This is a genomic window from Marinobacter sp. THAF197a (assembly GCF_009363275.1).
Lineage (GTDB): Bacteria > Pseudomonadota > Gammaproteobacteria > Pseudomonadales > Oleiphilaceae > Marinobacter.
In genome coordinates this window covers 2,520,380-2,535,694 of the sequence record NZ_CP045324.1, presented here as the reverse complement: position 1 = coordinate 2,535,694, position 15,315 = coordinate 2,520,380, and the positions used below count along the sequence as shown (strand labels likewise).

At 55.1% G+C, this 15,315-nt stretch carries 7 protein-coding genes, 2 tRNA genes and 3 rRNA genes; 5 read left to right on the top strand and 7 right to left on the bottom strand.

What is annotated here, in order from left to right; all coding sequences use genetic code 11:
• The first annotated feature begins 456 nt into the window (after positions 1–456).
• The 5 genes from FIV08_RS11785 to rrf all read left to right on the top strand — a co-directional run bounded on the left by FIV08_RS11785 (position 457) and on the right by rrf (position 5,791).
• Positions 457–1,997 (top strand): 16S ribosomal RNA (locus FIV08_RS11785).
• Positions 1,998–2,087: 90 nt separating this feature from the next.
• A tRNA-Ile gene (locus tag FIV08_RS11780) sits at positions 2,088–2,164 on the top strand.
• A gap of 124 nt (positions 2,165–2,288) precedes the next feature.
• Positions 2,289–2,364: transfer RNA gene (locus FIV08_RS11775), tRNA-Ala, on the top strand.
• Positions 2,365–2,681: 317 nt separating this feature from the next.
• Positions 2,682–5,573, top strand: a 23S ribosomal RNA gene (locus tag FIV08_RS11770).
• Positions 5,574–5,677: 104 nt separating this feature from the next.
• Positions 5,678–5,791, top strand: a 5S ribosomal RNA gene (gene rrf / locus FIV08_RS11765).
• Together the 16S, 23S and 5S rRNA genes with 2 tRNA genes alongside form the textbook arrangement of a ribosomal RNA operon.
• A 57-nt stretch (positions 5,792–5,848) precedes the next feature.
• Here the strand turns inward: rrf and FIV08_RS11760 are convergent.
• The 7 genes from FIV08_RS11760 to FIV08_RS11730 all read right to left on the bottom strand — a co-directional run bounded on the left by FIV08_RS11760 (position 5,849) and on the right by FIV08_RS11730 (position 15,279).
• Complete coding sequence (locus FIV08_RS11760; RefSeq protein ID WP_152438435.1) at positions 5,849–6,601, bottom strand: response regulator; 753 nt, start codon at positions 6,599–6,601, stop codon at positions 5,849–5,851.
• A 165-nt stretch (positions 6,602–6,766) separates the two neighbouring features.
• Entirely contained in the window at positions 6,767–7,447 is a 681-nt protein-coding gene (locus FIV08_RS11755; RefSeq protein ID WP_072677002.1) for a sensor histidine kinase, read from the bottom strand.
• The gene (locus FIV08_RS11750) at positions 7,444–9,087 is read right to left on the bottom strand and encodes a response regulator (RefSeq protein WP_152438434.1); all 1,644 of its coding nucleotides are present in this window, start codon (positions 9,085–9,087) and stop codon (positions 7,444–7,446) included. The genes FIV08_RS11755 and FIV08_RS11750 overlap by 4 nt, the downstream gene beginning before the upstream one ends.
• Positions 9,084–12,602, bottom strand: a complete 3,519-nt coding sequence (locus FIV08_RS11745) for a PAS domain-containing hybrid sensor histidine kinase/response regulator (protein WP_152438433.1) — start codon at positions 12,600–12,602, stop codon at positions 9,084–9,086. Before FIV08_RS11745 ends, FIV08_RS11750 begins: the two co-directional genes overlap by 4 nt.
• Before the next feature lie 27 nt (positions 12,603–12,629).
• Complete coding sequence (locus FIV08_RS11740) at positions 12,630–13,136, bottom strand: hypothetical protein (protein ID WP_152438432.1); 507 nt, start codon at positions 13,134–13,136, stop codon at positions 12,630–12,632.
• A 103-nt stretch (positions 13,137–13,239) separates the two neighbouring features.
• On the bottom strand, positions 13,240–15,009 hold the full coding sequence (locus FIV08_RS11735; protein WP_152438431.1) for a sodium:solute symporter family protein: 1,770 nt from the start codon (positions 15,007–15,009) through the stop codon (positions 13,240–13,242).
• A 6-nt stretch (positions 15,010–15,015) separates the two neighbouring features.
• Positions 15,016–15,279 (bottom strand): DUF4212 domain-containing protein, encoded by a 264-nt coding sequence (locus tag FIV08_RS11730; protein WP_058090360.1) that lies wholly within the window; start codon positions 15,277–15,279, stop codon positions 15,016–15,018.
• Positions 15,280–15,315 lie beyond the last annotated feature (36 nt).

The following is a 15,315-nucleotide window of genomic DNA, read 5'->3' as shown; positions in this document are numbered from 1 at the left end:
TCCGAAAAAAGTTCAAATCCACCGTTGACTCCTCGGCTGAGGTCTGTAGAATGCGCATCTCGCTTGAGGGGCTGGCCACTGAGAAGGGGTAAAGCCTCGGCGATAACTGCTTGAAAGCACTGAAGAAAAAGTTCGAAAGATTCTTCAGAAAGCGGTTGACAGGAAGGCGGTTCAGTGTAGAATGCGCACCTCGAAACAGGCAGTAAGCCGGACAGTTTTTCGGCGGTTTTCGGAAGCGGAAACGGCGAAAAATAAACGGTTGACAGGGCAGCGGAACGATGTAGAATACGCGGCCTTGATTGAGCAACAGCTCAAACGCTCTTTAAAAAGTTAACCAAGTAATTCGTGTGGGCGCTGGCCGAGGTATTTCGGATACGAAATATCAGGACAGTGACTCGTCGAAATTGAGTTTTGTCTTGAGCAAGAATTAAGAACTTTCGGGTTCTTGTATGATTTAAACTGAAGAGTTTGATCATGGCTCAGATTGAACGCTGGCGGCAGGCTTAACACATGCAAGTCGAGCGGTAACAGGGGGTGCTTGCACCCCGCTGACGAGCGGCGGACGGGTGAGTAATGCTTAGGAATCTGCCCAGTAGTGGGGGATAGCCCGGGGAAACCCGGATTAATACCGCATACGTCCTACGGGAGAAAGCAGGGGATCTTCGGACCTTGCGCTATTGGATGAGCCTAAGTCGGATTAGCTAGTTGGTGGGGTAAAGGCCTACCAAGGCGACGATCCGTAGCTGGTCTGAGAGGATGATCAGCCACATCGGGACTGAGACACGGCCCGAACTCCTACGGGAGGCAGCAGTGGGGAATATTGGACAATGGGGGCAACCCTGATCCAGCCATGCCGCGTGTGTGAAGAAGGCTTTCGGGTTGTAAAGCACTTTCAGCGAGGAGGAAGGCCTTAAAGTTAATACCTTTGAGGATTGACGTTACTCGCAGAAGAAGCACCGGCTAACTCCGTGCCAGCAGCCGCGGTAATACGGAGGGTGCAAGCGTTAATCGGAATTACTGGGCGTAAAGCGCGCGTAGGTGGTTAGGTAAGCGAGATGTGAAAGCCCCGGGCTTAACCTGGGAACGGCATTTCGAACTGTCTGACTAGAGTGTGGTAGAGGGTAGTGGAATTTCCTGTGTAGCGGTGAAATGCGTAGATATAGGAAGGAACACCAGTGGCGAAGGCGGCTACCTGGACCAACACTGACACTGAGGTGCGAAAGCGTGGGGAGCAAACAGGATTAGATACCCTGGTAGTCCACGCCGTAAACGATGTCAACTAGCCGTTGGGACTCTTGAAGTCTTAGTGGCGCAGCTAACGCACTAAGTTGACCGCCTGGGGAGTACGGCCGCAAGGTTAAAACTCAAATGAATTGACGGGGGCCCGCACAAGCGGTGGAGCATGTGGTTTAATTCGACGCAACGCGAAGAACCTTACCTGGCCTTGACATCCAGAGAACTTTCCAGAGATGGATTGGTGCCTTCGGGAACTCTGAGACAGGTGCTGCATGGCCGTCGTCAGCTCGTGTCGTGAGATGTTGGGTTAAGTCCCGTAACGAGCGCAACCCCTATCCCTGGTTGCTAGCAGGTAATGCTGAGAACTCCAGGGAGACTGCCGGTGACAAACCGGAGGAAGGTGGGGATGACGTCAGGTCATCATGGCCCTTACGGCCAGGGCTACACACGTGCTACAATGGCGCGTACAGAGGGCTGCCAACTCGCGAGAGTGCGCCAATCCCTTAAAACGCGTCGTAGTCCGGATCGGAGTCTGCAACTCGACTCCGTGAAGTCGGAATCGCTAGTAATCGCGAATCAGAATGTCGCGGTGAATACGTTCCCGGGCCTTGTACACACCGCCCGTCACACCATGGGAGTGGATTGCACCAGAAGTAGTTAGTCTAACCTTCGGGAGGACGATTACCACGGTGTGGTTCATGACTGGGGTGAAGTCGTAACAAGGTAGCCGTAGGGGAACCTGCGGCTGGATCACCTCCTTAAACGAAGCCGAGAGCTTCGGTCAGAGTCCACACGAATTACTTGGTTGGCTAATAAAGAGAGCAAAAGGGGCTTTGCAGTCCCGTATGTTTGGGTCTGTAGCTCAGGTGGTTAGAGCGCACCCCTGATAAGGGTGAGGTCGGTGGTTCAAGTCCACCCAGACCCACCAAAATCGCTCAGCTCGTCGTTGCTTCCAGGCTCACGTGCTACTCGCACGCTACACCTGAAAGCGCCTAGATCTGAACGATTTTCCGAGTACGGCATTTGGTCGGCTTGGTGAGTGGTTTCGATGAGGGGCTGTAGCTCAGTTGGGAGAGCGCCTGCCTTGCACGCAGGAGGTCAGCGGTTCGATCCCGCTCAGCTCCACCAAAAAAGCCTGAACGATCGACGATTAACTGACTAACTCCGGTTAGCAGTGTACAGAAACGAATGTTTCATATCGATGAAGCCTTCCTTTCTGATCACTGGGTCAGATTTGCTCTTTAACAAATTGGACGAGATAGAACACGAATAGATTTCTCTCATTATCTCCGAGAGAAACTGTTCAAAGTGATAGCGATTTCAAGCGTTATCCGGTGTTGTCGTTGAAGTGGTTGTTATATCGCTTCAAGGAACTGTCTCCACTTATTGGCATCCTGGTTTACCAGGCGGTCGATAGATGGAACGCAGTTGTCTTGGGGTTATATAGTCAAGCAACTAAGCGCATACGGTGGATGCCTTGGCAGTCAGAGGCGATGAAAGACGTGGAAGCCTGCGATAAGGTTCGGGGAGCTGGCAAACGAGCTGTGATCCGGACATCTCTGAATGGGGAAACCCACCGACTTTCGGGTCGGTATCTTGTACTGAATCCATAGGTGCAAGAGGCGAACCGGGGGAACTGAAACATCTAAGTACCCCGAGGAAAAGAAATCAACCGAGATTCCCTAAGTAGCGGCGAGCGAACGGGGACCAGCCCTTAAGCTGGACAACTGGTAGGAGAAGGCTCTGGAAAGTGCCGCCATAGTGGGTGATAGCCCCGTATCCGAAACCTGAGTCCAGTGAAATCGAGTAGGTCGGCGCACGAGAAACGTTGACTGAACATGGGGGGACCATCCTCCAAGGCTAAATACTCCTGACTGACCGATAGTGAACCAGTACCGTGAGGGAAAGGCGAAAAGAACCCCTGTGAGGGGAGTGAAATAGACCCTGAAACCGTATGCGTACAAGCAGTCGGAGCAGACTTGTTCTGTGACGGCGTACCTTTTGTATAATGGGTCAGCGACTTATGTTCAGTGGCGAGGTTAACCGTTTAGGGGAGCCGTAGGGAAACCGAGTCTGAATAGGGCGAATTAGTCGCTGGGCATAGACCCGAAACCGGGCGATCTATCCATGAGCAGGTTGAAGGTGCCGTAACAGGCACTGGAGGACCGAACCCACTGTCGTTGAAAAGCCAGGGGATGACTTGTGGATCGGAGTGAAAGGCTAATCAAGCCCGGAGATAGCTGGTTCTCCCCGAAAGCTATTTAGGTAGCGCCTCGGACGAATACCACAGGGGGTAGAGCACTGTTTCGGCTAGGGGGTCATCTCGACTTACCAACCCGATGCAAACTCCGAATACCTGTGAGTACTATCCGGGAGACACACGGCGGGTGCTAACGTCCGTCGTGAAGAGGGAAACAACCCAGACCGCCAGCTAAGGTCCCAAAGTACCAGTTAAGTGGGAAACGATGTGGGAAGGCTCAGACAGCTAGGAGGTTGGCTTAGAAGCAGCCATCCTTTAAAGAAAGCGTAATAGCTCACTAGTCGAGTCGGCCTGCGCGGAAGATGTAACGGGGCTCAAACTGGTCACCGAAGCTGCGGCTGCATACATTGTATGCGGGGTAGGGGAGCGTTCTGTAAGCCTGCGAAGGTGTGTTGAGAAGCATGCTGGAGGTATCAGAAGTGCGAATGCTGACATGAGTAACGACAATGCGGGTGAAAAACCCGCACGCCGGAAGACCAAGGGTTCCTGCGCAACGCTAATCGGCGCAGGGTGAGTCGGCCCCTAAGGCGAGACCGAAAGGTGTAGTCGATGGGAAACGGGTTAATATTCCCGTACCTTGGATAGCTGCGATGGAGAGACGGAGAAGGCTAGGTGAGCCGGGCGACGGTTGTCCCGGTTTAAGCGAGTAGGGAGTGGACTTAGGCAAATCCGGGTCCACAATCCTGAGACGCGACGACGAGTGCCCAAGGGCGCGAAGTCATTGATGCCCTGCTTCCAGGAAAATCTTCTAAGCTTCAGGCTATTCGAGACCGTACCCCAAACCGACACAGGTGGTCAGGTAGAGAATACCAAGGCGCTTGAGAGAACTCGGGTAAAGGAACTAGGCAAAATGGTGCCGTAACTTCGGGAGAAGGCACGCCGGTGTGTACGTGAAGCCCCTGCGGGTGGAGCGGAAGCCGGTCGAAGATACCAGGCCCCTGCGACTGTTTATTAAAAACACAGCACTCTGCAAACACGTAAGTGGACGTATAGGGTGTGACGCCTGCCCGGTGCCGGAAGGTTAATTGATGGGGTTAGCATTCGTGCGAAGCTCTTGATCGAAGCCCCGGTAAACGGCGGCCGTAACTATAACGGTCCTAAGGTAGCGAAATTCCTTGTCGGGTAAGTTCCGACCTGCACGAATGGCGTAACGATGGGGGCGCTGTCTCTACCCGAGACTCAGTGAAATTGAAATCGCCGTGAAGATGCGGTGTATCCGCGGCTAGACGGAAAGACCCCGTGAACCTTTACTATAGCTTCACAGTGAACTTTGAGCATGCTTGTGTAGGATAGCTGGGAGGCTTTGAACCCGGGACGCCAGTTCCGGTGGAGCCAACCTTGAAATACCAGCCTGGCATGTTTGAGGTTCTAACTCTGACCCCTTATCGGGGTTGAGGACACTGTGTGGTGGGTAGTTTGACTGGGGCGGTCTCCTCCCAAAGCGTAACGGAGGAGCACAAAGGTGGGCTAAGTACGGTCGGACATCGTACGGTTAGTGTAATGGCACAAGCCCGCTTGACTGCGAGACAGACACGTCGAGCAGGTACGAAAGTAGGTCATAGTGATCCGGTGGTTCTGTATGGAAGGGCCATCGCTCAACGGATAAAAGGTACTCCGGGGATAACAGGCTGATACCGCCCAAGAGTTCACATCGACGGCGGTGTTTGGCACCTCGATGTCGGCTCATCACATCCTGGGGCTGAAGCCGGTCCCAAGGGTATGGCTGTTCGCCATTTAAAGTGGTACGCGAGCTGGGTTTAGAACGTCGTGAGACAGTTCGGTCCCTATCTGCCGTGGACGTTGGAGATTTGAGGAAAGCTGCTCCTAGTACGAGAGGACCGGAGTGGACGAACCGCTGGTGTTCGGGTTGTGTCGCCAGACGCATTGCCCGGTAGCTATGTTCGGACAGGATAACCGCTGAAAGCATCTAAGCGGGAAGCCCCTTCCAAGATGAGATCTCCCTGAGGCCTTGAGCCTCCTGAAGAGCCGTTCAAGACCAGGACGTTGATAGGCTGGGTGTGTAAGCGCTGTGAGGCGTTGAGCTAACCAGTACTAATTGCTCGTGCGGCTTGACTATATAACACCCAAGACAATTGCGGATAACGCAGAGCCACGCGAAAGCCACGCTCAAACGAAATCAATATCACGTTCCATCTCGTCCCCCAGTGATCATCCGTTTTGCCTGACGACCATAGCGGTCTGGAACCACCTGATCCCATCCCGAACTCAGAAGTGAAACAGACCAGCGCCGATGGTAGTGTGGTTCGCCCATGTGAGAGTAGGTCATCGTCAGGCTCTTAATACCAAAAGCCCCAGCATCCTTGATGTTGGGGCTTTTTTATTTTGGGCCCGTTATCGGCTGATCAATTCGATCACCCCACCTACAATGCTGTGCATCAACTCAAACTGTTCATTGGTACGCTCAATGTGATTGTCCAGGATGTTGGCCTGCCAGCTGCTAACCCATACCAGCGCTACGACCAGTAACACTGCTGTAGCCATCAGCCATCGGATGCTTCGGCTTTGGCGGTTGATACGATCGGTGTGTTGGCGCTGGGCGTTTTCGCTGGCTTGCCTGAGCTCTCTTAATTCTTCCTCAAGCTCTTCATAGGCTACTTCCAGGGTCGACATCCGACCGGTGAGTTTACGGGTAGCCTGCTCGGTATTCTCCTGTGCCGTTCTGCCAGTTTCCTCCACAGCGATTCTGAACGCTTCGCTGTACTCGGGTTCCGGGCTGTTTACCAGTAAGGTATCCAGAGTTTTCTGCAGGTGCTCTCGATCAATCTGCTTGCGAATAACTCCGGCAGCGCCAAGGGTCTTTGCTTCGTCAATGTAGCGCTCGGCGTTCTGTGAGGTGTACATGAAAACAGGTATGTCGCGTGTGTGAGGCTGGCTTTTGAGTTGTTCCAGAGCCTGGAATCCGTTCATGCCCGGTAGAAGGTGATCCAGAAAGATAACGTCATAGGACTCGTGCTGGAGTAACGAGAATGCTTCCTCTGCGGTTGAGACCCCTTTGCTACTGATGCCTGATCGTTCGAGGAGTCGGGCCAGGATGATCCTGGCAGTTGACGAATCTTCGATAATCAGTGCGTGCGCCCGTGCCATTGTATGTGTGCTCCCTGTCCTTGCTCCGCCATCACGATTCTGTAGCTGCATTGGTAATGCAGGATTGCTTGTCGCACTATAAGCGGAGTTCAAAAAATAAACAGGGGAGAGGGCGCCAGAGAGTCTGTTTTGCGACGCTCATTTGATTTTTCTAGGAAGGCACGTTCAGGGCAGCCAGATTTCAAACACCCCTCCACCATATTTCCCGCCGTTGTGCAGCGTTATTGAACCGGTGCGGTCGCCTTCCGTATGCAGCTTAGCCACGGAAGACGCGAAGAAAAGACCGAGGCTTGTGCTGCCGCTGTTGAAGTCGAGGGATTTGAAGCTGAGCGTTCCGGTATGTTGCATGCTCTCCGGATAGCCTGTGCCGTCATCTTCCACACCAAGCACCAGATAGCCATCCTGTTCCCGGGCGGTCAGGCGGATTTTGGTTTTGGTATAGCGGATGGCGTTATTGATGGTGTTGTTAAGCACCCCGGTAAGCAGATCGTCATCGAAGAAACCATTGATGTCATCGGCTTCAATGGCGTAATCGATGCCCAGGCCATCAAGCAGGGGGACGTGTCGTGCCATATGCTCGGAGAGAAAATCCGGTACAAAGTGTTCATCAATGTGGGCTGACAGATTGTTCTCACCCAGCCGATAGATACCCAGCAACTGAACAAGGTCATTGTGCATACGCTCGGCCTCGTACTGCAGCATATTGAACTTGCTGGAGCCCGACAGCGACTCTTCATGTTCGGTACGGAGTTCATCAAGGGTGTTCAGCAGCATGCCGAGGGAGTTTTTCATGTCATGCACGGCTGAAGCCAGTACCATTGAAAAGTCGATGTTGTGGTCAGTCATGCAGTCAGTCCTTTCAGTTTTCTGGCCAGTGCGCTGTAACGGCGGTGCTGTCTGTGTTGTTCAGGCAGGCCTTCGAGCCGCCTGAGGCATTCCTGGCAGGTAGTGAGCAGGCTATGATCTTCCGGAGCCTGATCATACTTTCGCAGTAACACCTGAATCAGGTTGAGATTCAGAGCGGCATGATCCGGAACGATCGCCAGGGCTCGGTTGAAAGCCTCGACCGCGCCGTCCAGATCGCCGGATTCAAATGCTTTGATTCCATCTCGGTTGTATCCCCGGGCTTCTATTTTCTGGCGGAAGCCAACGGGTTCATCGAGAAGGTTTTCAATTTTCTGCAGAGTTTCCGGGTTGTCACCGTAACGGGCCGCCAGATCCGACAGCAACGACTTGGCGTCTTCATCATGTCCCAACCTGAACAGGGTCTTGGCATAGTCGAGACCTAGATCTGCCGGGATGTCTTCCAGTGTTTCCAATTCTGTCTGTAAGTCGCCCAGCAGCTTTTCTGCAGCTTTCTGGTTGCCCTGTCCGGCGTGAACACGGCATTGCACAATACGACTTTTCAAACCGATGCTGTCGTCGTCGGCGAAACGCTTTTCCATCTTCGCCAGCACATTCAGGGCTTCTGCCGCATGTTCCGCACCTTCGGCTTCCGGGTGTCCTTCACTGAGGTCGGAGAGGCTTTGGGCCAGCGACAGGTAGTGTTCAGAGTTATCGTGAATCGAATAGGTTCCCAGTGTCACAGTCTGCCGCCAGGCCTGTGAGGCGGTGTCTATGTCCTGGTTGGTACTGGCCAGCAGCGCCAGGTGTTTCTGGCGTAGCAGGGCGTTTGGTGAGTGCTCTGCGGCTTTTTCCAGGATCTGCTGGGCTTGCACTGCTTTACCCTGCTTTTCCAGTCCTTCGGCCAACAGGTCGTAAGCTTCCATGTAATCGGGGTGTTTGGCGATCAGGGCTTTCAGGCCTTCCACAGAGTCGTCAAAGTTTCTGTTACCCAGCAATACTTTGCAACGGCCCAGTCGGGCCCAGGAAAGCTCCCGCTGCGCGAGTACCTCGTCATACACTTTCAGGGCGTGTGACAGATCGCCGACGATGAAATACAGTTCGCCCAGGGTTTTCATTAGCCAGGTTTTGTACCTTGGTTGTTTGGGCAGAAGCTGTAGGCATTGTGAAATGGCCTCAGGGTAGTTCTCCCGATCCATTTCACGGGTAATCGGTAGCAAGGCACTACGTTGCTGAACCAGGGCGCCAAGGCGCTTCTCCAGCATGGCGCGGTTCAACGGCTTGGTCAGGTAAGCATCCGGTTGGTATTCACGGGCGCCCATGACCATCTCTTTGGACGTTTCGGCGGTCACCATCAAGAACAGGGAGGAGCGGCTCAGAAGCTTCTTGTGTCGGAGCTCCTCAAGAATATGCTGGCCGTTCTTGCCTTCCCCCAGGTTGTAATCACACAGGACAACATCTACGTGGTTGTAGGTGCAGTACTGGATTGCCGGGGTGGCGTGGGCCACCAGCTCGATTTTGTCTGCGCCACAGCTTCTGAGCATCTGGCGCATCGATAGACGGAAGTTCTCGAAATCATCAACCACCAGGAAGTTGAGTTTTCCAAAGGGGTTGATCGCGTCTTTCCTGTCGGTCTGGTTCATGCGCGCTTCTGTTTAAGTAATTTGTTGACGAGCGCTCTCAGTGCCGCCGGTTTAACCGGCTTGTAGAGAACCTGATAGCCGCGGTTTCCGGCGTCTTCGCGTACCTCTGGCGCCATATAACCGGTAATCAGAATACCCGGTATGCCATGGCCTAGTTTGTCTCTTATGCTGTCCATGGCATCCAGCCCATTGCGGTTATCATCCAGCTGATAATCGGCAAGTATAATATCCGGTAAGCGGTCTGCCAGTTTTTCCAGGGCATCTTCCAGGCTTTCGGCCGCAGTCACATCACACTGCCAGTTGCCCAGTAACGCGACCATACCTTGCAGTATGGCCGGATCGTTATCGATACACAGAACATGCAAACCTCCGAGACTGGATACCCGCCTTGTGCTGGCGCCGGGCTTATTGGATTCGGCGCGGCTCAGGTCTGGTGGCGCAAGTGGTACGGTGATACCGAAAACGCTCCCTTTGCCCTGAACTGAGTGCACGGTGACCGGGTGGTTCAGCATGCCGCTGATGCGGTCCACAATGGCCAGGCCAAGACCCAGCCCCTTCTTGTCACGGCCATGCTGGAAGCGCCGGAACTCCTCGAAAACATGGGTGAGCTGGTCTTCGGACATTCCTGGGCCGGTGTCCCAGACCTCAATGCGCAGGTAGCCTTTGAGCCGACGGCAGCCCATCAGTATCTTGCCACTGGCCGTGTAGCGAATGGCGTTGGACAGGAAGTTCTGGACTACCCGGCGTAGCAACTTGACGTCTGATCGTACCCAGGCGCTGCTGGGAACAACATGCAGGTCCAGCTCCTGATCTTTGGCGATAGCAGAGAATTCCGTTGCCAGGTGGCGGAGCAGTTCGTTGACCGGGAACACGCCGATATCCGGCTCCAGTGCCCCGGCGTCCAGCTTGGAGATATCGAGCAAGGTGCTGATGATCTCTTCAGCCGCGCCAAGTGAGCTGTCGATGTGCTCAACCAGTTCACGGGTATCACCCTCAATAACCTTGCCTGACAGGGCGGAGGTGAATAGTCGTGCCGCATTCAATGGTTGAAGCAGGTCGTGGCTGGCCGAGGCAAGAAACCGGGTCTTGCTCTGGTTGGCCTGTTCCGCGACCGATTTTGCTTTCAGCATCTGTTCGTTAATCACCTGCAGTTCCTGAGTACGTTCCCGTACCCGTTGCTCCAGGTAGATATTGGTCTCCTTCAGGGCCTGCTCGGTGCGACGCATGGCTGTAATGTCCTGGAACGTGGTGACATAGCCACCCCCGGGGATGGGGCTACCATCCACCCGGACAACGGTGCCGTCCGGGCGCTGGCGTTCGTATGACATGGGTTTGCCTTCGCGCATGCTGTTGCAGCGGTTATCGATGATGTCATCTATGCGCCTGGCTGACAGGTTGGCGTTGGTCAGGTTGTAACGCATCAGGTCTTCCACCGGCCGGCCAACCCGGACGAATCCTTTGGGGTAATTGAACAGCTCCAGGTAGCGATGGTTCCAAACCACCAACTGCTGTTGATGATTGACCACCGATACACCCAGGCTGATGTTTTCGATCGCAGATTGCAGCAGCTCGCGGCTGAAGGTCATGGCCTGGGACGCTTCATCTACGATGCTGACCACATCCTCGATCTGCATATCCCGCCCGGTCAGGGTGGACTCCAGGACGACACGGGCGGTAGACGCACCAATAACCGAGGCCAGTTGGCGCTCGATGTATTTCATCAGGTGGGTAGAGGCGGGCCGGTGCGGGTACAGCCTGATGGCGTTGCGGCGCTCGTAATTGCGGAAGACGCTCTCGGAGCGTTCCTCACCCATGAATCGATCGGTCAGGGCCTGGAGATCGGAGGTCAGGACCTCGCCCTGCCAGCTCTGATGTTGTGCGCTTTCCGGTTTTGGCTGGGATTCATGGAAGAAGGCGGCAATCTGGATCCGTTCGCGGATGCGCTGCCGGGTTACCAGTGACAGCAGGATGTAGGTGCCGGTGTTAATGCCGAGGCTCCAGATAATGCCGTGGCTGATCTGGTCCAGCTCAGAGCCGAACAGGGCAGTCGGGCGGGTCCAGTTCAGGCCAAACAGCCCCTGTTCGATCAGCGTGTCGGCAATCCAGCCGGTGGACACCAGGGCTGGTAACAGCAGGGTGTAGCACCACATCAGGAAGCCAAGGCCGAGGCCCCAGGCGGCCCCGGTAAAATTCCCGCGCCGCCAGATGATGCCGCCCACCAGGGCTGGCCCAAACTGGGCGGCGGCGGCAAAGGACAGCAGGCCGAAAGCGGTGAGGCTGTAATCTGCGCCCGCCATCCGGTAAAAACCGTAAGCGGTAAACAGCACGACAAAGATGGCTACCCGGCGAATGGTGAGCAAAAGGAAGCTCAGGTCTGTCCTGCGGTTCATGCCGGGCCGGAAAAAACGCAACAGCCCGGGCATGATGATTTCGTTGCTGACCATGGTGGCAATGGCCACAGAACAGACAATAACCATGGCCGCTGCGGCTGAGCCGCCGCCGAGAAAGGCTAGCACGGCCAGCCATTGCTCACCCGCCACGATGGGCAGTTGCAGGATGATGATGTCGGGATCACCGCCGGCGAGATCGGAGTTCAGTAGTCCAGCAGCTGCAATGGGCAGTACAAAGGCGCTGGCAATGACCAGGTAAATCGGCATGGCCCATCGCGCTGTCTCAAAATCACGGTGATCAGCATTTTCCACGACCATGACGTGAAACTGGCGGGGAAGGCAGACAATCGCCAGCATGGCGATCAGGGTTTGAGTCAGGAACGCAGGTGTCTCAAGGGAACTGGTGGTCAGGGTGCCCACCAGGTCGGCCTGTTTCACCCGGCTGAACAGGTCGCCAAAACCATTATAAAGCCCGTAACCAACAAACAGGCCAACGGCGATGAAGGCCACCAGTTTGATCAGTGATTCAAAGGCGACCGCCTGGATCATGCCTCGATGATGCTCGGTTGATTCAAGGTGTCGGGTGCCGAATAACACGGTAAAGACTGCCAGGGCCAGGGTGATGTACCAGGCGGAGTCATTCCAGGCAGCTGTGCTCAGTTCCTGGTAGCCGATTCCCCCCTCGGTCAATACGTTAAAGCCCAGCGCAATGGCTTTGAGCTGCAGGGCAATATAGGGAACGCTGCCAATCAGGGCAAAGATCGCCACCATGGCCGCCAGCACCTGAGACTTGCCGTAACGGGAGGCGATAAAGTCGGCAATGGAGGTGCTGTTGTTGCGTTTACTGATGTAAATAATGCGCCGCAAGAGCGGTGCAAAGAACAGGAATACCAGTAGCGGCCCCAGGTAGATGGGAAGAAAGGCAAAGCCTTCCTGGGTGGCTCGCCCGACGGCACCGTAGAATGTCCAGGAGGTAAAGTAGACCGCCAGTGATAGAGCGTAGATGTGGGTTCGCGCCAGCCTGCGTCGATACAATCCCGGGTGTCGGTCACCCGCCCAGGCAATGACGAACAACAGGGAAATGTAGCTAATGGATATAACTATCAGCAGCCAGGCGCTAATCATGCTTTGTTGTTATCCGGTTATCCGATGTCAGTTACCGCACACGGTTCTGTAAAGAGGATCGTTTGCGGTCAGCAACTTCATATTGTCCACTCGTGGCACGCCATCTGAACCAAGGGGGGCCAGCTCCCGGCTCTGGCAATGGATCAGGTGAGCCCGGTGTGATACCGCGTCTGTCACGGTTTGCTCAAAACGGTAGAGGGTGAAGCGAACAATATCATCGTCGCTGGTATCCCGGCGGAAATCACTCGTGTCGACGGTGGAGAAGGCGGTGACATAGGGAAATACGAAGGTCCAGGGGCGGAAGAAAATCTTCTCCTGCTCAGTCGCCACGACAACCGCTTCTTCAGGGAGTAATGATCGCTTGTGGTCATACCAAGTATATTCGCCATAAACAAGGTAGCCGAGCATGCCGGCACCTGCAAACACCGGAATGATCCATCGGGGTGCACGCTTTGCGGTGGCGGCGCGGATGCCCATGGCGATGCCCGCAGCTCCGAGACCGCAAACAATAGTGGCAACAAAAGTCCAGAACATAGGATTGGATTCCTTAACTCAAAAAAGAACGGGCTCCCTCAGTGAGGAAGCCCGTTCGGTCTCAACCCGTCATTAGTTTCAATGAATCAGGCTGTCTTTCAGCTTAGTGGTCTTGAGCGCTACCGGCACCGCGTGGGTAACGGACGCTTTCAACCAGCTCCTGGATTTCAACAGGCGGCTCGGCGGTCACTTTCGATACCCCGAAGGCTACCGCAAAGTTGACCAGAGCACCAACCGCACCGATGGACAGCGGGGAAATACCCAGTACCCAGAACTCGGCGGTATCCGGCAGGTTGTTGGTTCCCGGAATGAAGAACCAGCCCTTGTAGATGAAGATGTAGACCAGGGTGAAGATCAGACCGGCCAACATACCCAGGGTAGCGCCTACGTTGTTTACGCGCTTGGAGAAAATCCCCATCATCAGCGCCGGGAACAGGGAGGCAGCAGCGATACCAAAGGCCAGAGCGACCACCTGTGCCGCGAACCCGGGCGGGTTGGCGCCCAACCAGGTGGCAACGACGATGGCAACGGCCATGGAGATCCGTGCCGCCAACAGTTCGCCCTTATCGGTGATGTTGGGGTTGATTCGGCCTTTGATCAGGTCGTGGCTCACCGCCGAGGAAATAGCCAGCAACAGACCTGCCGCCGTTGACAGAGCCGCAGCCAGACCGCCGGCAGCAATCAGACCAATAACCCAGCCGGGCAGGTTGGCGATTTCCGGGTTGGCCAGTACCAGGATGTCGTTGTTAACGGACAGCTCGTTGCCTTCCCAGCCCCTCTCAGCTGCGGTGGCTGCGAAATCGGCATTGCCGTCGTTATACACCTGGATGCGGCCGTCGTTGTTCTTGTCCTCGAACTTGATCAGACCGGTTTCTTCCCAGGTAGCAATCCAGCCAGGACGCGCATCATATTCGATGGGCTGGGCTGCGGTGCCTTCCGGGTAGATAGTGGTCATCAGGTTCAGGCGCGCCATGGAAGCAACAGCCGGAGCAGTCAGGTACAGCAGGGCGATGAAGACCAGGGCCCAGCCGCCGGACCAACGAGCGTCCGCAACCTTGGGAACGGTGAAGAAACGGATGATAACGTGGGGCAGGCCAGCGGTACCGATCATCAGGGACAGGGTAAACAGAACCATGTTCAGTTTGTTGTCGATGTCTGCCGTGTATTCCCGGAAGCCAAGGTCGGTGACCACCATGTTCAGTTTTTCAAGCAATGGCAGACCGGATTCAGTATGGGTTGAGAACATACCGAACATCGGGATCGGGTTGCCGGTCAGTTGCAGGGAAATGAACACCGCCGGAATGGTGTAGGCGATGATCAGAACGCAGTACTGGGCCACCTGGGTGTAGGTGATGCCTTTCATGCCACCGAGTACGGCGTAGATGAACACCACAACCGCTGCGATCATCAGGCCGTTGGTGGCGTCTACTTCCAGGAAGCGGGAGAAGGCAACACCAGCACCGGCCATCTGGCCGATAACGTAGGTGACGGAGGCAACGATCAGACAGATAACGGCGACCAGACGTGCGTTGGCGCTGTAGTAGCGGTCACCAATGAACTCGGGAACCGTGAACTTGCCGAACTTACGCAGGTAAGGAGCCAGCAGCATGGCCAGCAGAACGTAGCCGCCGGTCCAGCCCATCAGGAACGTGGAGTTTGCATAACCACCGGCGGCGATAAGGCCCGCCATGGAAATGAAGGACGCTGCAGACATCCAGTCGGCACCGATCGCCATACCGTTGGTGACCGGGTGAACGCCGCCGCCGGCAACGTAGAAATCGCTGGTGCTGCCGGCTTTCGCCCACACAGCGATCAGGATATACAGGAGGAAGGAACCCCCGACGAAAAGCAGGTTGATTGCAAATTGGCTCATGGTGTCTTACTCCTCATGTACGCCGAATTGCTCGTCGATCTTGTTCATACGCCAGGCGTAGAAAAAGATCAGGGCAATGAAGGTAAGAATGGAGCCTTGCTGGGCGAACCAGAAACCGAGATCGGTGCCACCGACCGGAATTCCCGCCAGCATGGGACGTAACAGAATGGCGAAGCCATAAGACACCAGGGCCCAGATGATCAGGCTCCCGAATATCAGGCGCAGGTTCGCCTTCCAGTAATTTTCAGCGTCGTAGCTATGACCTGACATACACATCACTCCTGTATTGTTGTTGTGGAGGTTGGG